General features: G+C 43.2%; 19 protein-coding genes, 1 pseudogene and 2 riboswitches. Of the genes and pseudogenes, 7 read left to right on the forward strand and 13 right to left on the reverse strand.

The genetic code is table 11. The features are described from left to right. Positions 1-100 precede the first annotated feature (100 nt). On the forward strand, positions 101-754 hold the full coding sequence (adk, locus tag B5J94_RS12730) for an adenylate kinase (RefSeq protein ID WP_062499022.1): 654 nt from the start codon (positions 101-103) through the stop codon (positions 752-754). Positions 755-1,031: 277 nt separating this feature from the next. Here the strand turns inward: adk and B5J94_RS12735 are convergent. The 10 genes and pseudogenes from B5J94_RS12735 to gcvT form a co-directional block, all read right to left on the reverse strand. Then, a pseudogene (locus B5J94_RS12735) lies at positions 1,032-1,745 on the reverse strand (sulfate/molybdate ABC transporter ATP-binding protein); the annotation flags it as partial. Between the two features lie 392 nt (positions 1,746-2,137). Further along, complete coding sequence (locus B5J94_RS12740; protein ID WP_079364174.1) at positions 2,138-2,848, reverse strand: tetratricopeptide repeat protein; 711 nt, start codon at positions 2,846-2,848, stop codon at positions 2,138-2,140. A 158-nt stretch (positions 2,849-3,006) separates the two neighbouring features. Continuing rightward, positions 3,007-4,086 carry a sulfate ABC transporter substrate-binding protein gene (locus tag B5J94_RS12745; protein WP_062498864.1) on the reverse strand — a complete coding sequence of 360 codons (1,080 nt, stop codon included), beginning with the start codon at positions 4,084-4,086 and terminating at the stop codon, positions 3,007-3,009. A 205-nt stretch (positions 4,087-4,291) separates the two neighbouring features. Further along, positions 4,292-5,575, reverse strand: a complete 1,284-nt coding sequence (gene sat / locus B5J94_RS12750; protein ID WP_228144598.1) for a sulfate adenylyltransferase — start codon at positions 5,573-5,575, stop codon at positions 4,292-4,294. Positions 5,576-5,645: 70 nt separating this feature from the next. After that, positions 5,646-6,152 (reverse strand): pilin, encoded by a 507-nt coding sequence (locus B5J94_RS12755; RefSeq protein WP_062498865.1) that lies wholly within the window; start codon positions 6,150-6,152, stop codon positions 5,646-5,648. 86 nt (positions 6,153-6,238) lie between these two features. Next, positions 6,239-6,517 (reverse strand): hypothetical protein, encoded by a 279-nt coding sequence (locus B5J94_RS12760; protein ID WP_143822004.1) that lies wholly within the window; start codon positions 6,515-6,517, stop codon positions 6,239-6,241. 200 nt (positions 6,518-6,717) lie between these two features. Then, positions 6,718-7,575, reverse strand: coding sequence for a hypothetical protein (locus tag B5J94_RS12765; RefSeq protein WP_143822005.1), 858 nt, complete (start codon positions 7,573-7,575; stop codon positions 6,718-6,720). Positions 7,576-7,802: 227 nt separating this feature from the next. Further along, positions 7,803-10,667, reverse strand: a complete 2,865-nt coding sequence (gene gcvP / locus B5J94_RS12770; protein WP_062498868.1) for an aminomethyl-transferring glycine dehydrogenase — start codon at positions 10,665-10,667, stop codon at positions 7,803-7,805. A gap of 240 nt (positions 10,668-10,907) precedes the next feature. Next, positions 10,908-11,288, reverse strand: coding sequence for a glycine cleavage system protein GcvH (gene gcvH, locus B5J94_RS12775; RefSeq protein ID WP_062498869.1), 381 nt, complete (start codon positions 11,286-11,288; stop codon positions 10,908-10,910). 303 nt (positions 11,289-11,591) lie between these two features. Next, complete coding sequence (gcvT, locus tag B5J94_RS12780) at positions 11,592-12,698, reverse strand: glycine cleavage system aminomethyltransferase GcvT (RefSeq protein WP_062498870.1); 1,107 nt, start codon at positions 12,696-12,698, stop codon at positions 11,592-11,594. Between the two features lie 75 nt (positions 12,699-12,773). Next, positions 12,774-12,896: riboswitch (glycine riboswitch) on the reverse strand. Between the two features lie 18 nt (positions 12,897-12,914). Continuing rightward, a riboswitch (glycine riboswitch) is annotated at positions 12,915-13,039 on the reverse strand. A 230-nt stretch (positions 13,040-13,269) separates the two neighbouring features. Between gcvT and B5J94_RS12785 the strand changes: the two genes are divergently transcribed. From B5J94_RS12785 to rplI, 5 genes are all read left to right on the forward strand, one after another. Next, on the forward strand, positions 13,270-13,590 hold the full coding sequence (locus B5J94_RS12785) for a YcgL domain-containing protein (RefSeq protein WP_062498871.1): 321 nt from the start codon (positions 13,270-13,272) through the stop codon (positions 13,588-13,590). Positions 13,591-13,651: 61 nt separating this feature from the next. After that, positions 13,652-14,158, forward strand: coding sequence for a hypothetical protein (locus B5J94_RS12790; protein ID WP_062498872.1), 507 nt, complete (start codon positions 13,652-13,654; stop codon positions 14,156-14,158). Between the two features lie 133 nt (positions 14,159-14,291). Beyond that, a complete protein-coding gene (gene rpsF, locus B5J94_RS12795; protein ID WP_062498873.1) occupies positions 14,292-14,693 on the forward strand; it encodes a 30S ribosomal protein S6 in 402 nt (133 codons plus the stop codon). 15 nt (positions 14,694-14,708) lie between these two features. Next, positions 14,709-14,936 carry a 30S ribosomal protein S18 gene (rpsR, locus tag B5J94_RS12800; protein ID WP_003657491.1) on the forward strand — a complete coding sequence of 76 codons (228 nt, stop codon included), beginning with the start codon at positions 14,709-14,711 and terminating at the stop codon, positions 14,934-14,936. 13 nt (positions 14,937-14,949) lie between these two features. After that, positions 14,950-15,429 carry a 50S ribosomal protein L9 gene (rplI, locus tag B5J94_RS12805; RefSeq protein WP_062498874.1) on the forward strand — a complete coding sequence of 160 codons (480 nt, stop codon included), beginning with the start codon at positions 14,950-14,952 and terminating at the stop codon, positions 15,427-15,429. A gap of 66 nt (positions 15,430-15,495) precedes the next feature. Here the strand turns inward: rplI and dinB are convergent, their stop codons facing one another. The 3 genes from dinB to metG form a co-directional block, all read right to left on the reverse strand. Further along, entirely contained in the window at positions 15,496-16,566 is a 1,071-nt protein-coding gene (gene dinB / locus B5J94_RS12810; RefSeq protein WP_062498875.1) for a DNA polymerase IV, read from the reverse strand. Between the two features lie 9 nt (positions 16,567-16,575). Then, complete coding sequence (locus B5J94_RS12815) at positions 16,576-18,162, reverse strand: NYN domain-containing protein (protein ID WP_062498876.1); 1,587 nt, start codon at positions 18,160-18,162, stop codon at positions 16,576-16,578. A 64-nt stretch (positions 18,163-18,226) separates the two neighbouring features. Beyond that, entirely contained in the window at positions 18,227-20,296 is a 2,070-nt protein-coding gene (gene metG / locus B5J94_RS12820; RefSeq protein ID WP_062498877.1) for a methionine--tRNA ligase, read from the reverse strand. 107 nt (positions 20,297-20,403) lie between these two features. On the opposite strand from metG, the gene B5J94_RS12825 reads away from it, so the two are divergent. Next, complete coding sequence (locus tag B5J94_RS12825; protein WP_115247654.1) at positions 20,404-21,750, forward strand: hypothetical protein; 1,347 nt, start codon at positions 20,404-20,406, stop codon at positions 21,748-21,750. Positions 21,751-21,977: the final 227 nt, after the last annotated feature.

Consider the following 21,977-nt stretch of genomic DNA (forward strand, 5'->3'; position numbering starts at 1 on the left):
TTGGAAAGAGGTCTAATAAATAATGGTTAAATACCACTTGAACAATAGGGCAATGTGGTTTATAGTGTTATTTTATTTCGTGGTTCATTGGAGCGTACTCATGCGTATTATTTTATTAGGCCCCCCAGGGGCAGGCAAAGGCACACAAGCTCAGTTCATTTCAAAGGAATTTAATATTCCCCAAATCTCCACAGGCGACATGCTTCGTTCTGCCATTAAAAACGGCACAGAGCTTGGCAAACTTGCCAAAAGCGTGATGGACGCAGGTCAGTTGGTCTCTGATGAGCTTATCATTAATCTGGTCAAAGACCGCTTAGCCGAGCCTGATTGTGCTAATGGCTGTATTTTTGACGGTTTTCCACGCACCATTCCCCAAGCCGAAGCGTTGGCAAATGCAGGCGTGGACATTGATTATGTCATTGAGATTAGCGTGCCTGATGATGAGATTGTCAGCCGTATGTCAGGTCGCAGAGCTCACTTGCCGTCAGGTCGCACCTATCACATCATTCACAATCCACCAAAAGTGGACGGTAAAGATGATGTAACGGGCGAAGAGTTGGTACAGCGTGATGACGACAAAGAAGAAGTCGTCAGAGACCGCTTGTCAGTCTATCACACCCAAACTGCCACGCTCGTGGGCCATTATCAAGCGGTGGCTCAGTCAGGCGAGAACGCTCCGTCTTATCATCAGTTTGACGGCACCCAAGCCATTGACATGGTCAAAGAGCAGATTTTTGCGGTGTTAAAAGGTTAATCTAGTATTAGCTGATAAAAGCACGTCCGATGGGGCGTGTTTTTTATGGTTAATTTATTTAATAGACTTCTTTCCAAACCCTGATTTTTATGGATTTTTAAAAACTTCAACCCCAATACTTATAAGGGTTTATTTTTAGTTTGGAAAGAGATTTAATATAATCCTAATATTGTTTTTAAAGGTAATTTTTATATCATCATTTAACGTCAAAACACACCAAATGGCGGTAGGGTGCGTAATACGCACCATTTAATCCAAATAGAATGATGTTTTAAAGCCCCAAAAAATCCACCACAAATTCACTATTAGGACGAGCAAACAGCTCATCAGGCTTACCCATTTGTTCCACCACGCCATGATTCATGATGACCACCGTATCCGACACGGCAACCGCTTCTTCTTGGTCGTGCGTTACCATGATGGATGTGATGCCAATGTCCTTTTGGATTTGGCATAGGGACGTGCGTAGCTCTTTACGCACTTTGGCATCCAACGCCCCAAAAGGCTCATCAAGAAGGAGTAATTTGGGGTTTGTGGCAATCGCCCGAGCCAGTGCCACACGTTGACGCTGACCGCCTGACAGCTCATGCGGATAGCGGTCTTTGGTGTGGGGCAGTTGAATCAAATCAAGAAGTTCCGTCACTCGCTTATCAATCTTATCCCCTGTGGGGCGTTGGTGTTTGGGGAGTAGTTCTAAGCCAAAAGCGATGTTTTGGGCGACTGTTTTGTGGCGAAATAGGGCATAGTTTTGAAAAACAAAACCTATCCCACGCTGCTGCACGGGCGTGTCGGTTACGTCTGTGCCGTCAAAATAAATCCGCCCTGTGTCGGACGTCTCTAACCCTGCAATAATCCGCAAAAGGGTGGTTTTACCACAGCCCGAAGGTCCAAGCAGGGTGGCAAGTTCGCCAGAATTGACCGAGAAACTCACGTCATTTAAGGCGGTAAATTCGCCAAAGCGTTTATGAATGTTTTTAATGTCTATGCTCATGGTGGTATCCGTGTTAATGATGAATTGATTGTACAAGTTAAAAAATATTTGATAAATGGCAATGTAGGGGCGAATTGCAATTCGCCCAATTTTAAATTTTTAATTAAAAAATTACCATATATCTTATCAATTTTTACCTAAATTTTATATATTGGGTTTTTTCAATAACAATTTAAATAAATTATGGGGTAAATTAAATTTGCTCTTTAATAAAGTTTTGATTTTTGGGCGAATGTAATTCGCCCCTTGTATGTCATAAATGGTAGGCTTATTTTAAAAGATTGGCAAAATTATGATACTGACAAAAAGGAATATGAATTTTCGGTTTTGGGATTTGTGCAAAACAGGCATAAAAAAGCCCGTACATGGACGGGCTTTTATCCTTGTATGGGTTAGCGGTATTGGCAGGCTTCTGTATAGCCATTTTCACAGGCTTTGGCAAACCATTGTTTGGCGGTGTTTGGGTCTTGTTTTGCACCTTGTCCATTATGATACATCACTCCAAGATTATATTGGGCTTTGGCATTGTCTTGATTGGCAGACTTGGTAAACCATTCAAGGGCTTTGGTATAATTTTGTTTAACGCCCTGTCCATGAACATACATCGCCCCAAGATTATATTGAGCTTTGGCATTGTCTTGATTGGCAGACTTGGTAAACCATTCAAATGCTTTTTGATAATCTTGTTTTATACCGTGTCCGTTGTCATACATCACACCAAGATTATATTGAGCTTTGGCATCTCCTTGACTGGCGGATTTGGTGTACCATTCAAAGGCTTTTTTATAATCTTGCTTTACACTTTGCCCAAAAGTATACATTGCCCCAAGATTATATTGAGCTTGGGCTAATCCTTGATTGGCGAATTTGGTATACCATTCAAAGGCTTTGGTATAATCTGCTTCCAAATCATAAGCCACACCCAAATAAAGCTGCAATTCGGCATTATTAGGATTTTGTGTTAGCCCATTTTGACAAATAGTAATGGCGGATTGGGGACTAGTGTCATACAGCTCTTGGCAACTTTGGTTTTGAGCTTGGGCTTGGTTTACAAAGCCTGTTAATGTGGTAATTAGGGTAAAAATAATCAATTTGGTTTTCATGGGTTTGTCTTAGGGTTGTCTTAAAAGTTTGGGATATGTTAGCCGAAATTGGTGTGATAGGCAATAGTTAGCCACTTAAAAGACATGCTTAATATTTTGCCATTTTAAACGCAAAAAAGCCCGCAAAACGGGCTTAAAATCATCAATATGCTTTTGAATTATTGCGACACTTGCCCTGTCGCCCCAACCGCCAATGTGTCGTACACGCCACCTTCTTTAAAATAAGTCGTCATGATAGACTGCCAATCGCCAAATACGTCATTGGGGAAAAAGGTCTGCATTTGGGGGAATTTATCGGCGTGCTTGGCAAGAATGTCGGGGTTGCTTGGACGTAAGAAATACTTGACTGCAAGCTCTTGCCCTTCATCGCTGTATAGGTGTTCTAGGTAGGCTTTTGCCACGTCTGTCGTGCCTTTTTTGGCGGTAACTGCGTCCACGACCGCCACAGGGTTTTCGGCATTAATGGTGTAGCTTGGATAGATGATTTGGATGTTGCCAAATTTTTCTTTGATGACGTTGGCTTCATTTTCAAAAGTAATCAGCACATCACCAATCTGACGTTGGGCGAATGTCGTGGTCGCCGCCCGTCCGCCATTTTCAAAAACTTTAACGTTACCCAGTAAGCCCTTGACAAACTCATGCGTTTTGGCTTCGTCCTTATTAAAGGTGTGTAGCCCATAGCCGTAAGCCCCTAAGAACGCATAGCGACCGTTGCCTGAGGTTTTTGGATTAGCAATGACGATGTCAGTGCCACTCTTTGCCAAATCCGCCCAGTCCTTTACGCCCTTAGGGTTGCCGTCTCGCACGATAAAGATAATTGTACTGGTAAAGGGAATGGCGTTGTTGGGGAATTTTTGTCGCCATTTGCCGTCCACAAGCTGACCCTCAGCAAGCAGTTCCACGTCCGAGCCTTGATTCATCGTAACCACGTCCGCTTCTAGTCCGTTTTTGACTGATAGGGCTTGTTTGCTTGACCCGCCATGCGACTGCTTGATATTGACCTTAATGTCAGGATTAACGCCTTGATAATGCTTGATAAATAAAGGATTGTAATCCTTATAAAAATCCCGTGCCACGTCATAGGACACATTTAACAGATCTACTTGACCGCTTGCGTTGCCTGTTGTGGCTTTGTTGTCGGTTTGGGTGTTGGCATTATTGCTGGTTTGATTATTGCCACAAGCGGTTAAGACAAGGGCAGATAGGGCAATACTTAGGGGTAATAGGGTGGTTTTCATGAGATAGTCCAATGTTAGTCCAAGTTAAAAAAGATGAGTTATTGTAAATGACAATGCTTAAAATGATTAGGGTAAAAATGGGAAATCGTTATTCGGTTTGGGAATTTATGGCGGGGAAATTGGTTTAAATCTTGGAAAATTGCCAATGTTAATTTGAATAAAAAAAGGGGCAAGCAAATTGCCCCTATGGTTTAAAAACAAAAAATCACACCCCTTGATAATACCGTTTTAACACCGCCAGTACCTCAGGTCGGCTAAATGTTTCAGGAACTTCATCGCTATTTGATAGGGCGGTTCTTAATGCCGTGCCTGAGATTTTGACGTGGTGGGACGAGTCGTGCGGACAGGTTTTGGTGCTTGCCATACTGCCACAGCCATGACAATAAAACGTCCAGTCAATTTTTAAAGGCTTGGTAATAAGTGCGTCTTTGTTAATGGTGTCAAAAATCTTTTGAGCATCAAACGCCCCATAATAATCGCCCACGCCCGCATGGTCTCGCCCTACGATGAGATGACTGCACCCATAATTTTGGCGGAATAGGGCATGAAGTAAGGCTTCTTTTGGGCCGGCATATCGCATATCTAGGGGGTAGCCTGCCTGAATGACGGTGTCTTTTTTAAAATAGTTGTCAATCAGCACGCCAATGGCTTCTTGGCGGACATCGGCAGGAATGTCGCCTGCTTTTAGCTTGCCAAGTAAGGAATGCACGAGTACACCGTCGCAGATTTCTATGGCGATTTTGGCAAGGTATTCATGCGAGCGGTGCATGGGGTTACGGGTTTGAAAGGCGGAGACGGTTTTCCAACCTTTTTGTTTAAACATCGCCCGAGTTTGGGCAGGGGTTTTGTAAATTTCGGGGTAGTTGGTGGGAAATTCGCCTTGACTAAACACTTGTACTTTTCCGCCCAAATACACATCGCCACTGCCTAGCACCTGTGCCACGCCCACATGGTTGGGGTCGGTCGTGCCAAAGGTGGCTTGGCATTCGGCAGTTTTGTTGGGGGTATAAATGTCGCTAATGGTCAGCACGCCCATGAGTGCGTCCGAGTCGTCCACAAGAGCCACGCTGTCGCCTAGGCTTAGGGTGTTTGCGGTGGCGGTGTCGGTGGATAGGGTAATGGGAATGGGGAAAAACACGCCCTGATAAGTGCCGTCCACACCGCCTTGGGCGAGCGTCATGCTGGCTATCACGCCTTCATAATCGGCTTGCCCCATAAAGCCGTCAAGGGGCGTAAATCCGCCAATGCCAAGCATGATAAGGTCGCCACGCTCACGGCTGGATAGGCGAATCTGGGGCAGGGTCTGGGCGTGGGCGTAAGCGGTTGCCAGAATGTCGCCTGTCAATGCAAGCGGTTTTAGGGTGGGACTGCCGTGCGGTGGCACAAGGTTGGTATAAATGTCGTCCGTGCTAAACGCTTGCTCGTTTTGGGCGGATAGGGTGGATAGGTCGGTCATGGCTAAGTTTCTGTTGGCTAAAAAAGTAGCCATATCTTATAGAATTTTGCCAACTTTTAACTATGCCAAATCATGATAAAGATAGGCGGATTTTTCATGTGTGTCATGTGGTGGGCGTGCCTGTATAAACACACGTTGGCAAATGTCGCCCAATGTCTGCAATATCAGGCGTGGTGCATTGCCAATCAATGTAGCTGTCTTGATGAATGGCGGGCGTAAAAATCAGCACGCCTTTACTTTGGGCGTTGTCAATGGTGATGGTAACGACCGAATGGTTGTCCAATGCAACCGATTTGATTTTACTGCTGGGTGTCCAGTTGGATGGCAAATTAAGCTCGGCAAGTGATGTCGGCAGTTGCCCCCTGTCTATTAGATAGACCTGCATTTCCATTTTTAAATGGCTTATGGCGGACTGGGCAAGCTGTATGCTTTCGTGGTCAAAGGCGATTTGTTTGAGTTCTGCCATTTTTTCATCATTTTTAATGCTTAGCTCTTGTTCGATGTGGTTGATGGCTCGCTTTTCGGCTTGCCCGCTCATCATATAAAACACCAAGCCAATTAAAATGGTTAATAACACAATGATAATGGCAAGTAGGGTGTTGGTTTTCATAAGGTTTCCTGTTTTGGGATTTAAAAAATCCACTCAAAAGAGTGGATTGATAACAATCAGATTTATGACATCTGATGACTGGCACCTTAATAAGCAACAGCAGGTGCTTGTGAAGCTGCAATAGCTACGTAAGCGACAATCAAGATGATATAAGCACCCATTGCCATGAAGTATTTTTTCATGGTGCTAATGTCGCTATCGTCCATCTCATCACGCTTGGTAAAGAAATAGATGATTTGTGGAATGGGCGAGAAAAAGATACCCAACGCCAAAAATAGCGTGTTATCTCTCATAACGATAAGGGATTTTATCCAAAACCAAAGAACTGCAATCGCTACAATTGCCAGTAAGATTAACAAACTCATAGCCATAATAATCTCCTAAGATATACAAACGTTTGCATAATAGCAAAAACTTTATGATAAATCAATACAATTGAAAAATATTGTCAATATTTAATAGGAAATCTTTAATTGTTTTGTAAAAGCTGATGTGTCGTTAGTAAAATAAAATCATAGCTGCATGATAACCAAAAATTATTGCTGTAATTGTCTATTTTTTAAACTTAAACCGTGAAACAAAAAATAGCACCAAAAATAAGAATTATCACAAGACCTTGTATGGAAAGTAGATGATTTTGGTTGCTTTTACCCCAAAGAAGTAAGATAAAGCCAAGTATGACTGATAATCCAGAAATAAAACCCAATAAAACTACTCCTAAGCTTGTTTCATTTTGTGTTGGTATATTTATATCGTCTTCGTGAAGATTAGGGTAATATCTTTTTAGGCTGTAATGGCTTAATAAAGCAAAAATAAGTAACGGCAAATGATATAGGATAAGTGTTAAATAAATATCTTGATAAAATTTCTGCCTTTGTTTTTGATAAAAGTCAAGTTGGCTATCAAAATCATAAATGCTGTAATTGCCCACTTTTAATTCGTATAGAAGCTTGCCATTTTTTGCCCCTGTTTGATACCAAGCGGTAGCGGTTTGACCTTTGTAGTCATAGGCTTTTTTACAGGTGTCAGAAGTATTTTCGGCACAATTTAGATTTTCATCACCTAGTCTAAAATAGTAATCGTGATACTTACCGCTTTGAACCATAAAGCGTTCATTTGGGATAATGCCCGTAACTTGTATAAGTTCATTTTTGCTTTTTGCCAAAGGCTTTTGGTGGATAATATCGACACCATCAAATGCAAAAGAGACAAACATTAAAACAAAACCAATGAGAGCATAATTGGTTGTTAAATTTTTGCCAATATAATGATGATAACAGCCAATAATCAAAATGATATTGGCAATAATGGCAAAAAAGAAGCTCTTGGTAAAGCTATAAAAATAACCAAAACAAAGTGCAAATATGGCGTAGCAAATACTGGCAATCAATAGCCACTTATTAAACTGTATATCTTTATTCATAAAAAACACCATAAAAACACCAAAATACCGCCCCAAAGAGCGGTATTTTTTGATAGCTTATTTAATAATTATACCTAGCGAACTTGATATTTACCACAGCAAGGGTTTGTAGGGGCGTGTTGCACACGCCCTTGATGCTACGTTAATGTTTAGGGCGTGCACAGCACGCCCCTACACCGATGCATCATTGAATTTGTGGTAATTTTAGAGTTCTGCGATTATAACAATCAATCTTCATAATTATCAATGCTTGGGCAAGAACAAATCAAATTCTTATCGCCATACACATCGTCCACACGCCCCACGCTCGGCCAGAATTTGTGAGCCTTGATATAAGGTAGGGGGAACACCGCTTCTTCACGGCTGTAAGGGTGCGTCCATTCGCCTTCCGTTACGACAAAGGCGGTGTGTGGGGCATTGACAAGTGGGTTATCGTCCGCCGTCCAACCGTCTGCCCCTGCCTTAACTTTTAGGGCTTCTTGCTTGATTTGCTTTAATGCCGAGATAAAGCGGTCAAGTTCGTCAATACTTTCGGACTCAGTCGGCTCAATCATGAGCGTACCTGCCACAGGGAACGACATGGTCGGAGCGTGAAAACCATAGTCCATCAAGCGTTTGGCAATGTCGGTTTCGCTAATGCCTGTCTCTTCTTTTAGTGGGCGAATGTCCACGATACATTCGTGAGCGACAAAGCCATTTTTGCCGGTGTACAAAATCGGATAGTCATTTTCTAGCGATTTGGCGACATAGTTGGCGTTCAATAAGGCACGCTTAGTCGCTGACAACAGACCGTCCGCCCCCATCATTGTGATATACATCCACGAGATTGGCAAAATGCTTGCCGAACCATAAGCGGCTGATGACACCGAGCCTTGACCGTCAGGGGCATTCATCACGCCTGTTACGCTGTGGCTTGGCATAAATGGAGCAAGGTGCGATTTTAGACCGATTGGACCCATACCTGGGCCACCGCCACCGTGTGGGATACAGAAGGTTTTGTGCAGGTTCATGTGTAGCACGTCTGCCCCCACGTCCGCAGGTTGCATGATAGCCACTTGGGCGTTCATGTTCGCCCCATCCATGTACACCTGTCCGCCATGCTTGTGGATAAGCTCGCAAATATCACGAATGCCTTCTTCATACACGCCATGCGTGGACGGATAGGTAATCATGAGTGCACCCAAACGCTCGCTGTACTCTTCACATTTGGCTTGTAAATCCGCCACGTCCACATTACCCTTGTCATCGGTTGCCACCACCACGACTTTCATGCCAAGCATTTGAGCGGTTGCAGGGTTGGTGCCGTGTGCCGAGCGTGGGATTAGGCAGACATCACGTCCGCTCTCGCCACGGCTTTCATGATAACGGCGAATGAGTAGTAGTCCTGCATACTCGCCAGACGCACCAGAGTTGGCTTGCATACTAATCTCATCAAAGCCTGTGATTGCTCGCAGTTGGGCTTGTAGGCTTTCAATCATCTCATGATAGCCCGTTACTTGTTCTTTTGGGGCGAATGGGTGAACATTTGCAAACTCATTCCAAGTAATCGGCAACATCTCGCTTGTGGCGTTTAGTTTCATTGTGCAAGAACCAAGTGAAATCATCGAGCGGTTCATCGCCAAATCCTTATCTTCTAAGGATTTTAGATAGCGGAGCATTTCGTGTTCGGTGTGATAGCTGTTAAAGGTGGGGTGCGTGAGAATCTCATCTGTGCGAAGTAGCTCGCCCAAAATCACTTCTGCTTTGTCAAGCTCGCCTGTCGCCCCAAAAATTTTGCACAATTCATCAAATTCATCTCTTTCGGTCAATTCATGAAACGACACAGAAATGCCGTGATTGTCGTGCTTCCATAGGTTGTAGCCTTTTTCGCTGGCAAGGGCGTACACTTTATCGGCTTGTTCTTGATTGTCAAAATCCACAAGTACGGTATCAAAAAACACATCATGGCGTACATTTAGCCCTGCTGATTTTACCGCCTTAGCAAAAGCGACCGCTAGGGCGTGAATGCGTGTGGCAATGCGTTTTAGACCGCTTGCCCCATGATACACCGCATACATACCTGCTAGGTTGGCAAGCAACACTTGGCTTGTGCAAATGTTTGAGTTGGCTTTTTCACGGCGGATATGCTGTTCACGGGTTTGCAATGCCATGCGTAGGGCGGTGTTGCCTTGTGCGTCTTTTGATACGCCGATGATGCGACCAGGGGCGGAGCGTTTGTCCTTGTCTTTAAAGGCAAAATAGGCAGCATGTGGCCCACCAAAACCCATTGGCACGCCAAAACGTTGAGTGCTACCTAGGGCAATGTCCGCCCCCATGTCGGCAGGGGATTTTAGTAGTACAAGGCTCATAATGCCGCTTGCGACAATGGCGTATGCCCCTTTTTCTTTGACGCTTGCGATAATGTCGGTCAAGTCCACCACGTCGCCGTCCCTGCCAACGTATTGGAAAAACGCCCCAAAAAACTCGCCATTTTTGGCAACGTCAAAATCGCCCACCACCACATCAAAACCAAAATATTTGGCACGAGTGCGAATCACATCAAGAGTCTGCGGATAGGTACGTTCGTCCACAAAAAAGGCATTGGATTTTGATTTGCTCACACGTTTTGCCATTGCCATGGCTTCGGCGGCAGCGGTTGCTTCATCAAGCAGACTTGCCCCGGCAAGCTCCATGCCTGTTAGGTCAATGCACACTTGTTGGAAATTTAGCAGGGCTTCTAGGCGACCTTGGGCAATCTCGGCTTGATAAGGGGTGTAAGCGGTGTACCAACCGGGGTTTTCTAGGACATTTCTTTGAATCACGGCAGGCAGGCGAGTGGGCGAGTATCCTTGCCCGATATAGCTTTTGGCAACCGTGATTTTGTCCGCCATGCCACGCAGTTTGGCAAGGGCTTCATGCTCGGTTGTGGCGGTTGGTAAATCAAGCGGACGGTTAATGCATACCGATTGGGGAACGACCGCATCAATAAAGGCATCAAGATTGTCAAAACCAACGGTTTTTAGAAGTTTGGCTTCATCGTCTTGTTTGTTGCCCAAATGACGCTCCACAAAGGCGTTTTGGTTAAACAAATCATTAAAGGTGTTTAAGGTCATGATAAAATCCTTATAATCAAGGTTGGGAATTTAATTTAAAATATGGTTTTAACAATGATATTTTAAATTAAATCGGTGTTTAAATGTGGGATTGTAGGGGTGAATTGCAATTCGCCCTGATATAAAAATTTGATACAGGGTAAATGTAATTTGCCCCTACACATTCATTTAAAGGTATTGCCATTAAGAATAAGTTAAATCTGAAAAAGGGCAAAACGTTACCATTTTGCCCTTGATTTATTATAAAGAGCCTTCGTAATCATCGGCACTCATCAGACCGTCATAATCGGCAGGATTGGCAGGTTTGATTTTAAAGAACCATGCTTTACCATAAGGATCTTCATTGGCAAGCTCTGGGCTGTCTACCAGCTCTTCGTTAATCTCAACGATTTCACCTGCGATTGGGGCATAGACATCGCTCGCTGCTTTAACTGATTCTACAACGGCAATTTCTTCATCGGCAGAGACGGTGCGACCGACTTCTGGCAATTCCACAAATACCACATCGCCAAGCAAATCTTGGGCGTGGTCTGTGATACCAACGGTGATGATACCGTCATCTTCTAGTTTTAGCCATTCGTGGCTGGCAACGTATTTCAAATCGCTTGGGATATTACTCATGGGTTTCTCCTGTGAGTTTGGTGAATTAAATGGGGGTTAATGGGTTAAAAGGGTGTACTTAAAAGCGGTGTACAAGGATTGTCAAGCTATTGATAGACACATTGTTTGCTTGCTTCATCATAACGACCGCCATCATCTAAACATCTGTCTTTGGCATCACAGCCTACCAATAATAAAATAACCAAACCTGCACATAGGTATTTCATATGATTTCAATTCCTAAATCAATTTCTAAACATAATAAAACGAACATAAAGACCCAAAAGCACCTTTGATGCTTTTGGTCAGTTTTTCGGTGTACAATCAATCAAATTGCTTTTTGCCATGTCTGATAAATGGTAATTTGAGTACACGCACATCCATCTCTTTGCCACGCATGACAACTTTGGCATGCTCGCCTGTAAAGCTGGCAGGCACACGAGCGATTGCGATTGATTGGTTAAGACTTGGGGAGAATACGCCACTTGTGGTAATGCCGTTGCCACTATCGGTAACGACTTCCATGCCCGCACGCAGTACACCGCCTTTGGCAAGTAGTAGTCCGACTTGGCGGACTTTGACACCGTCATTTTTTAGGGCGACAAGGGCGGATTTACCGACAAAATCACGGTTTTCATCTTTTAAATCCACCGTCCACGCCATGCCTGCTTCAAGGGGGCTGGTATCATCGTCCATGTCGTTGCCGTATAGGTTCATGCCTGCTTCCATTCTTAGGGTATCTCTTGCCCCAAGTCCACATGGGGCGACACCTGCCTTGACAAGCTCATCAAAAAACAAGGCCGCTTCCCCTGCTGGCATGACCACTTCCACGCCGTCTTCGCCTGTGTAGCCTGTGCGAGCGACAAACCAATCATCGCCTAAGTCCACACCAACAAAGGGTTTTAGGGCGTTTACTTTATCCGCCCACTGGGGCTTGACGGTAAGGAGCTTGGCAATGGCGTTTCGCCCTTGTACGGCAAGCATAGCAACATCATAGCGGGGGGCGAGCGTTACGCCAAAGTCATCGCCAATTTTGGCAAAGTGGGCGGAGTCTTTTTCACGGGTTGCCCCGTTTGAGACGATACGATAAGCGGTCTCATTTTCATTCATGCGATAGACGATTAGGTCATCGATGACACCGCCGTTGTCGTTTAGCATGCCAGAATATAAAGCCTTGCCGACAAAGGATAATTTGGCGACATCGTTGGCGAGCAGTTTTTGTAAAAAGGCTTTGGCGTTGTCGCCCGTTACGTCCGTAACCAGCATGTGCGAGACATCAAACATACCTGCGTCTGTCCGCACGGCGTTGTGTTCGTCAATTTGTGAGCCATAATTGACAGGCAATTCCCAACCACCAAAATCGACAAGTTTGCCATTGTGGGCGGTGTGAGCATCAAATAGGGGGGTGCGTTGTGGGGCGTGTGTGGTCATGGGGTGTCCTTAGTTATTGTCAAAAAACAAAAATATTGTTAAACAACAAAAATCCTATTGGCAAAACTGCCAAAAAACACCCCATCTGTCCTGTTACCTGAGATTTTCGCCAAGTGATTTGTAAGTCGCCAAACCCAAAAACCAAATCACCTGCTTCTTCCCTTCGGTGGTGCAAGCACGCTCTCCAGAGTGGTTAATTTGTGGCACGACCACAAATTAAGTCTTTCAGTCCTTGTTACCTGAGCGATTATAGGGGGTTTCAAATCCCAAAAATGGCTTGGGATTTACAACATTACGCCTTCGGTGATTGCTTTTTTGCAATGCTCTCCTGAAAAACACCCCTATTATGAAAAAAAATGCTACAATTTACAAGTAAAATTTGCAAATTTTATCAAATAATTTACGTTAATCCGAGCCTAAAATATCATAACTTATTGATTATTAAATGGTTGTTGTTTTTTTTGGTAGGGGCGAATCATATTCGCCCGTGGTAAATTAATCACTTATATAAAGTTGAAAATAAGGTATAATTTGTAAAGTTGAGTTTTTTAATTGAGATTAAGGCACAAAAATGCACTGTGATGTTTATAAATTCCCCAAAAGCCCCGACTGGTACGTCTATATTGCCCGCCCAGACTACCCCGATGATACCGATGAGATTCGTGATTGGCTAGGCGTGCTACCGTCTGACATACGAGCCAAATTGGGACTTAGCCAATTTGTCATGCACCTAGATTTGTCAGAACGCACCAAACTTGCCCAAGCGGACATTGAGACCGTCAAAGCCCGCCTTGCCGAGCAGGGCTATTATGTACAAGCTCCGCCAGCAGACGTGCTAGCACAGCAAGCCCTAGCCCGTGCCAAAGCCTTGCAAGACAAAAAATATGATTAAAATTATCAAGTTTTCCAAAAACATGCTAAAATAGGGCGATTATTTTTGTGATTGATAAATTATGGAATGGTTAAAAGAGCTTATCAAAAGTCTGCCCTTAGATGTCATTAGTGAGTACATTGCCGAGCTTGTATTTTGGTGGTCAAATCTGGTCAAAGACGTGCCGGATAATGATTTGCCGTTTTTGGCATATGTGGGTGCTTCCATTTTGGTGCTACTTTTGCTTATCTTTGTCGTGCGTGTTATTCCACGCCCCATTGGCGGTATGTTGTGGGCATTGGCGGTGGCGGTGCTTTTGACCCCCGGTGATACATTGACAGGCACAGGGCAGATTGCTCCTGCGGTTGCAAATGTGGCTCACAGCATTTTGATGGGCGACACAGCAGGAGCTAAAAGTGCCTTTTTGCCGATTTTGGTGGTGTTTATTGTCCTGCTTTTTGTCGGGGCGATTTGGCAAATTTTGCGTGGTGTGATTGAAGTGAACATCGCCAAAGCCAAAGAAAAAGCCCGTATCAAAGAAGAAAAACGCCTGCTCGAAGAAGCTGAGAAAAACGCCCAAAAATCTTAAACCCCCCCTTTTCTTTATAAAAAAGTTCGTGTATAATAACGCACTTTGTTAAATGATTGGTCTATATCAATCAATTTTCAATCTCCTTGCTATTATCTATGATAATGGCTGTTTTAATCCGTAGGGAGTCCTTATGAGACATTATGAAGTGGTGCTGCTGGTACACCCAGACCAAAGCAACCAAGTTGCCGACATGGTAACCAAATACCGTTCTATCGTCGAAGACAATGGCGGTAATAACCATCGTCTAGAAGATTGGGGTCGTCGCCAATTAGCCTACCCAATCAACAAAATCCACAAAGCACACTATGTTCTATTGAACATCGAGTGTAACGATGAGACGTTGGCACAGCTAGAAGAGCTGTTCAAATACAATGATGCCATCATTCGTAGCCTAATCATTCGCCGTGATGAAGCGATTACCGAGCAATCTCCTTTGGCAAAAGAAGCTGAAGACAAGCGTACTCGCAAAGCCAACCGCCGTAATGATGTCCGCCCTCAGGAAACTGAGAGTGAAGACAATGCAAGCGAATAATTAAGGAGATTACTCATGGCACGTTTCTATCGTCGTCGTAAATTCTGCCGTTTCACCGCAGAAGGCATTACCCACATTGATTATAAAGATGTAGAACTTCTAAAACAATACATCAGCGAAAATGGCAAAATCACGCCAAGCCGTATCACGGGTACTTCTACTAAGTATCAACGTCAGCTTGCGGTTGCCATCAAACAAGCTCGTTATTTGGCTCTATTGCCATATACCGACAACCACAAGTAATTAGGAGACCATCATGCAAGTTATTCTATTACAGCGTGTCGTTAATCTTGGTAAACTTGGCGAGACTGTTGATGTAAAAGCAGGTTACGGTCGTAACTTCCTAATCCCACAAGGCAAAGCACTGCCTGCCAACGAAGCAAACATTGCTAAGTTTGAGGCACGCCGTGCCGAGCTAGAAGCACAAGAAGCCAAAGAGCTACAAGAAGCTCAAAAACGTGCTGACGCTCTATCAGACGTGAATGTCATCATGCGTGCTAAAGCAGGCGATGAAGGCAAGCTATTTGGCTCTATCGGTACTCGTGACATCGCTGACGCACTGACCGCTTCTGGCTTGCCAGTTGATCGTGCAGAAGTGAAGTTGCCAGAAGGTACACTACGTCAAGTGGGCGAATACAAAGTTACCATTCAGCTACACCATGACATCACTGCTGACATTTTGGTTACCATTTTGTCAGAAGACGGTGAGAACAAAACTGATGAAGATGATGAATAATTAATCATCATTCAGAAGATAATCCCCGAACTGTTTGGTTTGGGGGTTTTATTTTGGCTTGATAAATTACCCATCAAACAAATCAAGCTGTTCTACCATGTCATCAAGATGAGTTAGATTTGAGAACGTAACCCCGACCAAGCGAATTGGGAGTTCTCTGGGAATGTGGTGAAATAAATCAGTCAGATAAGGTTTGACGCCGTCACTGTGCTTAAAAGGGGATTTGACAGAGACCGAGCGTGTAATTTGGCTAAAATCGCTGTATTTGATTTTTAGGGTGACAGTATGGGCGGTTAATTCTCGTTTGATAAGGTCGGCAAAGGCACTCTCATTTTCCCCGAAAATCTGAGCTAGGATAAAATCATCATCATTAGAATTGTGCAAAAAAGTAATCTCTGTGCCGATGGATTTACGCACACGTTCGGGTTTGACTGCTCGCTCGTCCTTGCCGTGAGCAATGTCATGATAAAACTGCCCCCGCTTGTTGCCAAACAGTTGAAGTAGCTCATTAAGTGGGAGTTTACGAAGCTCGCCCCCTGTGCTGACTCCCATCTCATGCAGGCGTTTGGCACTTGCCTTGCCGATACCAAAAAACCGCTCAATGGGCAACTCCGACAAAAACTCATCCGCCATGTCAGGCGTGATGACGGCAATACCGTTAGGCTTATTGATGTCGCTTGCGATTTTGGCAAGCATTTTGTTAAAAGACACTCCTGCTGATGCCGTCAGTCCCGTCTCATCAAAAATCGCCTGACGGAGCCAGTTTGCCATGAGTGTGGCTGACCCACCACAATGGGGCTGACCCGTGACATCCAGATAGGCTTCATCGAGTGATAATGGCTCGACAAGGTCGGTCAGTCGCCCCATGATGTCTCGAATCTGAGTGCTGATACCACGATAGACATCAAAACGGGGATGGACAAAAATGGCGTGGGGACAGCGTTTTTTGGCTTCATAACAGCTCATTGCCGAATGCACGCCAAAGGAGCGAATCTCATAACTTGCCGCCGCGACCACACCACGTCCATTAGGGTCACCACCCACCACAAGGGGCTTGCCACGATAGGCGGGATTATCCCTTTGCTCAACGCTGGCAAAAAAAGCGTCCATGTCTAGGTGGATGATTTTTCTGGTCATTTCATGACATCAATCGGCATTTGGTAGGGGCGGACAAAATAAAAATTCATGTTCTTGTTTTATTAAGTCCAGTTCGTGTAACTCACGACGGACAAAAAGGATAAAGCAGTCATGGTTTTGATGGGTTTCATCGATGAGTTCGTCAGGTAGGCTTTTGCTTAACAGTTGCCAAAAATCAAGCGTGTTAAGTTGGACATATTTTGACAATAATTCTTTGATTTTGTTGTTAATTTTGTCTTTGTTTTTAAGCAGTAATTGATACAGTTTAGTATCGGTTAAGTTGTCATCATCGGACGAGTTGAGATTGTTGTGTGTTATAGGTTTTATTTGTGATTTATCACTCAAAGAAAAATAATCGCCGTGATTGATTTTTTGATGTATCACGCCATCAGTGTTTAGCAGGAGTTGCCCAAAGGTTTTAAAGCCAAAATCTTTTGGATTGTAGCTTTTATTTTTTAATTGACCACCCAAATAGCCGATATGTACCCACTCATCGTCTCTACGGTTATTTTCATTGATGATGGTTAGGATGTCATCAAGCAGTTTTTTATCAGAAACCTTGTTGTGAATTTTGGGCGAAGAATTAGTATTGTTACTGACTTGCTTTTCACGAATAAATAACGTAGTGGGACTGGCTTGATTAACTTCAAACAGACCGATTTTTTCAACCAATGCCCGCCATTTGGAATGCCCATAGTGACTGGGTTTAATGTTGGGAAAATTTTTGTGTAGATATAGAGTAAATGCTGAGAAATTTGCCCAGCCATTTTGTAGATTGTGGTTAATACTTTCTTTGATGGCATGGATAAGTGGTTGGTGTTGTGCCAGTTTGTCAGCTGTCCATGGTAGGTTGTGCGTTGGTTGAGTGCTTTGAGTGGTTTTGATTCTAACAAAAATGGTGGTATTTTCTTTTTTAACGTCAAAGATATCTATGACATCAATCAGCTCATAAAGTTTGCCATAACCATAACCATCAGAGTTAATGGCTGGATAATTTTTTTGAAAATAAGATGAAAATACGGCATAATTTACCCAACCGTCATTATCCGCTTTGTTATTTATCACACCATCTTTTAGAGCATTTAATAGCTTGGTGTCGCATTTTAATTGATTGGCAGGAATTTTTGTTGTTGGTGTGGTGCGTGAATTTTGCGGTGAGACATGAGTAGATGGCGTGTGTGGCACTTCAAAAAATTCTGAGCATACTTGGCGAAATTCTTTGATGGTTTTATGTTCGCCAAAACCAAACACTTGAATATTACCCTGTCTTAGGCGTAATGCCAAACCAATAAAATCGCTGTCTGACGAGATGATACAAAAGGCATCATGTCTGCCTGTATGCCATAAATCAATCGCATCAATGGCAAGAGCAAGGTCGCTAGAATTCTTACCTGTGCTATAACTGGTCTGATGTTTTTTCTCAATGGCGTATTTTAAAATGGCACTTTCCCAAGATGACAGATGTGGCTTGGTAAAATCGCCATAAATGCGTTTGGCGGTAATTGTGCCAAGTGTGCCAATTTTATCAAAAATCCAATCAATCTTTTGATGACTGACATTATCCGCATCAATAAGAATGGCGATATTTTTTAACATATTAATTCCATTTTTGCCATTAAATTGCCACTACAACATAGTGGCAATTTTTAAATGTTTTAATTTACGCCAAAGTCGCCCCTGCCACCATGCTATCAGGCAGTAGCACAACGGTTAATTGCCCGTCTTTTTCCGCCGATAAAATCATGCCTTCTGATATGCCAAATTTCATTTTACGGGGGGCAAGGTTGGTTACACAAATCACCGTTTTGCCTTGCAACTCTTCGGGCTGATAAAACTTAGCAATACCGCTAAATACATTGCGGGTTTGCTTTTCGCCTTGCTCGTTCACATCGCCCACATCAAGGGTAAATTGCAAGAGTTTATCCGCCCCTTCAACGTGATTACATTCCAGCACTTTGGCGACTTTCATCTCAACTTTGGCAAAATCATCAATGCCGATAAAGGCGTTTTGGTCGGTGGTTTCCACAGGCTTACTCTCTTTTTTGGATTTTTGGGCTTTTTTGGTGTCGGTTGGTTGTAGGTTTTCTTTTGAGTCATCAACCATGGCTTGCACTTTTTTGGGGTCAATGCGTTGCAAAAGTGGCTTAAATTCATTGATAGAGTGCGTTAAGACGTTAAAACGTTCATCAAAATTCATCGTCTCAACATTTAAGAATGAGCGAGATTGCTCGGCAAGCGTTGGCAACACAGGCGATAAATAGACCATGATTTTGTGAAATAGGTTTAGCCCCACCGAACAGATGTCTTGGACTTCTTGGCTGTTTGGATTTTCTTTGGCAACCGCCCACGGTTTTTTGTCGTCAATGTACTGATTGGCAAGGTCGGCAAGTGCCATAATCTCACGAATGGCACTGCTAAATTCACGGCTTTCGTAGTGCTTGATGATGCTATCGCCAGCTTGGATAAATTTGTTTACCAATTCAGGCTCGGCACAAGTGGCGGAGAGTTTATTATCAAATTGGGTGTTGATAAATTTAGCACAGCGACTGGCGATGTTCACGACTTTACCAACAAGGTCTGAGTTTACTTTGGCAATAAAATCATCAAGATTTAAATCGCTGTCTTCTACTTTGTCCGACAATTTGGACGCAAAATAATAACGCAAATATTCAGGGTTTAGGTGGTTGAGATACGTTTCGGCTTTGATAAATGTGCCACGAGATTTGCTCATTTTTTCGCCATTGACGGTCAAAAAGCCATTGACAAATAGGCTGGTGGGCGTGCGGTAATTCGCCCCTGAGAGCATGGCAGGCCAAAATAAGGCGTGGAAATAGACAATGTCTTTGCCAATAAAATGATACACTTCGGCGGTACTGTCGGGACTCCAATAATCATCAAATGACAAATCAGGGCGGTGGGCGGTCAAGTAATTTTCAAAACTTGCCATATAGCCAATCGGAGCGTCCACCCACACATAAAAGTATTTGTCGTCCGTGTCGGGGATTTTAAAGCCAAAATACGGTGCGTCTCGGCTGATGTCCCAGTCGGCAAGACCTGCGTCAAACCATTCGTCCAGTTTGTTGGCGATAGAAACGGGCAGTCGTCCGTCATCTCGTGTCCATTTTTGCAAAAATTCGGTGAAGTTTGGCAATTTAAAAAAGTAATGGTCGGACGTTTTTTCCACAGGCGTTGCACCGCTTAGGGTGGAGCGTGGATTGATAAGCTCGGTGGCGTTGTAAGTCGTGCCACACACTTCGCACGAGTCGCCATATTGGTCGTCCGCCTTGCATTTTGGGCAGGTGCCTTTGATAAAGCGGTCGGATAGGAACATCTGTTTTTCGGGGTCAAATAGCTGAGTTACGGGTTTGACAGCGATGTTGCCTGCCTTGTGATTGGCAAGGTAAATGGCTTCGCTGTGCTTGCGGTTAGTGTCCGAGTGTGTGCTGTCATAATGGTCAAAGGACACGCCAAAACGGTCAAAATCTCGTTTATGCTCCACTTGTACGCTCTGGATTAGCTCTTCGGGCGTGATGCCGTTTGCTTCGGCACGGAGCATAATCGCCGTCCCGTGAGCGTCATCGGCACAGACATAAATCACGTCATGCCCCATAGACCGCATGGCACGCACCCAAATGTCGGCTTGGATATAGCCCAAAAGATGCCCCATATGGATAGAGCCGTTGGCGTAGGGTAGGGCGTTGGTAACAAGAATTTGGCGTTTGGCTGTCATGATGTACCTGTTTTAAAAATAATAAAATGGCGATTATTATAGCGTAAAAGCCGTGATAAAACCATGACAAAATGGGGTATAATGGGGCAAATTTCTGGGACAGTCCTATGCAAAAGATTATTTCACTAAAACAAGAATTACTGGACATTGTTGATAGTATCACGCCAATCATGTTCTTTTGGTTAAATGCGGTTGTGTGGTCGCTATTGCTGATTTGTGGGTATTGGCTATTGGGTTTTTGGCACATATTCGTGGTAATCATCATGGTGGTGTTGATTTTATCTTCGGTATATCATTACAGAAATCCGCCCATTAGAAATAATCAATTTATCTTTACCACGCCCATTTTTGCTTTGGCGTATGGTTTTGTCATTAATTCAGGCATATTATTCCAAGATGACTTTATCACGGATAAATCACAATTATCCAGCGTTATTGCCACCGTACCTGCCGAATATGAATATGTACGAATAGGTGGTGGTAAATACTCTCGCACGCATCATTATTTTGTCATTGGCGATGTTAAATTACACTGCTCTGATGATAATTATGATGAATGTGAAAAAGCGTATGCCTATAAAGAAAAAACAGCAACGGTATTATATGCTGATGGACTATTATATGATATGGAAGTGGATGGAAAAAAGATATATGAATTTAATGAACAACTTGCCAAATTCCAACATGACAGACAAAAGAAAATCTATGAATTTATCACGTCATTGGTATTATTTGGTATTCCGTCTTTGGTGTTTTTCTTTTTAAATAAACGGGTCATTCGAGATATTGAAATCATCGAAGATGATAAAAAAGAAAAAACCAAAAAGCCTTTAAATATTAAATTTAAAAATGCCAATAATACCGACAAATCATTAGATGAAACAAGGCAACAAGATTTAAGCCATAATAGATTTAATAAAAAGAATGCTGATTATAAACAGCGATTACATGATAAATTGTCTGCTCAAAGATTAAAACAACAGCAAATCAAGGCACGCATTGGTGGGGGTGGTATTGCTTGGTCGATGTTATGTATTTTATTAGCGGTGGTAACATTTTTATTGGCTTTTGTGATGCTTGTTATGGACTCTTATGTGGGCGTGGTTATTTATCTATTGTTGGTGGTGGGTTTTGCTTATTTAACAAAGTTACCTAGCAGGCATGCCAAAGCAGAAGTGGACGATTATTATGAGATGAGTGAATATGAAGAATTGGCGGATTTGGAAGAATATGATTTAACAGGTATTTATCATTATATTAGTGTGATTGGCTGGTTTGGGCTGTATATATTTTCTCCGATTGCGTTATTTTTATTGGTTTTTGTTTTTGAATATATCAAGAGCGGTGATATTAATGTGGCGATTGTGGTGGGGGTTTTTGTGTTATTAGTGGTGGGTATGCTTTATGTGATTATCAAAAGGGCAAAAAATATGAGAGATTGGGCGTTGGAATAAATTAAATTATAGCCAATTAACCCCAATTTACACCGATGCTAAATTTTAAAATTTATTTGTCATATGGTAGTCGTATGGTAAGGTGCGTACCACGCACCTTTTAAATGCAAAATCTTATTGGTGTATAATACGCACCTTACTACCAATGGGTGTGTTTTGAAGTTAAATGATTATAAGATAAATTGATTTAGAATAAAATAAGGGCAGTAATGAACCGACCCCCAAAT

This window comes from Moraxella lacunata, from assembly GCF_002027545.1.
Lineage (GTDB): Bacteria > Pseudomonadota > Gammaproteobacteria > Pseudomonadales > Moraxellaceae > Moraxella > Moraxella lacunata.

What these genes read in the sequence shown, in the direction of transcription:
- adk (WP_062499022.1), top strand. Translation starts at nt 101, where the DNA reads ATGCGTATTATTTTATTAGGCCCCCCAGGGGCAGGCAAAGGCACACAA.
- B5J94_RS12740 (WP_079364174.1), bottom strand. Translation starts at nt 2,848, where the DNA reads ATGAAAACCAAATTGATTATTTTTACCCTAATTACCACATTAACAGGC.
- B5J94_RS12745 (WP_062498864.1), bottom strand. Translation starts at nt 4,086, where the DNA reads ATGAAAACCACCCTATTACCCCTAAGTATTGCCCTATCTGCCCTTGTC.
- sat (WP_228144598.1), bottom strand. Translation starts at nt 5,575, where the DNA reads ATGGCTACTTTTTTAGCCAACAGAAACTTAGCCATGACCGACCTATCC.
- B5J94_RS12755 (WP_062498865.1), bottom strand. Translation starts at nt 6,152, where the DNA reads ATGAAAACCAACACCCTACTTGCCATTATCATTGTGTTATTAACCATT.
- B5J94_RS12760 (WP_143822004.1), bottom strand. Translation starts at nt 6,517, where the DNA reads ATGAGTTTGTTAATCTTACTGGCAATTGTAGCGATTGCAGTTCTTTGG.
- B5J94_RS12765 (WP_143822005.1), bottom strand. Translation starts at nt 7,575, where the DNA reads ATGAATAAAGATATACAGTTTAATAAGTGGCTATTGATTGCCAGTATT.
- gcvP (WP_062498868.1), bottom strand. Translation starts at nt 10,667, where the DNA reads ATGACCTTAAACACCTTTAATGATTTGTTTAACCAAAACGCCTTTGTG.
- gcvH (WP_062498869.1), bottom strand. Translation starts at nt 11,288, where the DNA reads ATGAGTAATATCCCAAGCGATTTGAAATACGTTGCCAGCCACGAATGG.
- gcvT (WP_062498870.1), bottom strand. Translation starts at nt 12,698, where the DNA reads ATGACCACACACGCCCCACAACGCACCCCCCTATTTGATGCTCACACC.
- B5J94_RS12785 (WP_062498871.1), top strand. Translation starts at nt 13,270, where the DNA reads ATGCACTGTGATGTTTATAAATTCCCCAAAAGCCCCGACTGGTACGTC.
- B5J94_RS12790 (WP_062498872.1), top strand. Translation starts at nt 13,652, where the DNA reads ATGGAATGGTTAAAAGAGCTTATCAAAAGTCTGCCCTTAGATGTCATT.
- rpsF (WP_062498873.1), top strand. Translation starts at nt 14,292, where the DNA reads ATGAGACATTATGAAGTGGTGCTGCTGGTACACCCAGACCAAAGCAAC.
- rpsR (WP_003657491.1), top strand. Translation starts at nt 14,709, where the DNA reads ATGGCACGTTTCTATCGTCGTCGTAAATTCTGCCGTTTCACCGCAGAA.
- rplI (WP_062498874.1), top strand. Translation starts at nt 14,950, where the DNA reads ATGCAAGTTATTCTATTACAGCGTGTCGTTAATCTTGGTAAACTTGGC.
- dinB (WP_062498875.1), bottom strand. Translation starts at nt 16,566, where the DNA reads ATGACCAGAAAAATCATCCACCTAGACATGGACGCTTTTTTTGCCAGC.
- B5J94_RS12815 (WP_062498876.1), bottom strand. Translation starts at nt 18,162, where the DNA reads ATGTTAAAAAATATCGCCATTCTTATTGATGCGGATAATGTCAGTCAT.
- metG (WP_062498877.1), bottom strand. Translation starts at nt 20,296, where the DNA reads ATGACAGCCAAACGCCAAATTCTTGTTACCAACGCCCTACCCTACGCC.
- B5J94_RS12825 (WP_115247654.1), top strand. Translation starts at nt 20,404, where the DNA reads ATGCAAAAGATTATTTCACTAAAACAAGAATTACTGGACATTGTTGAT.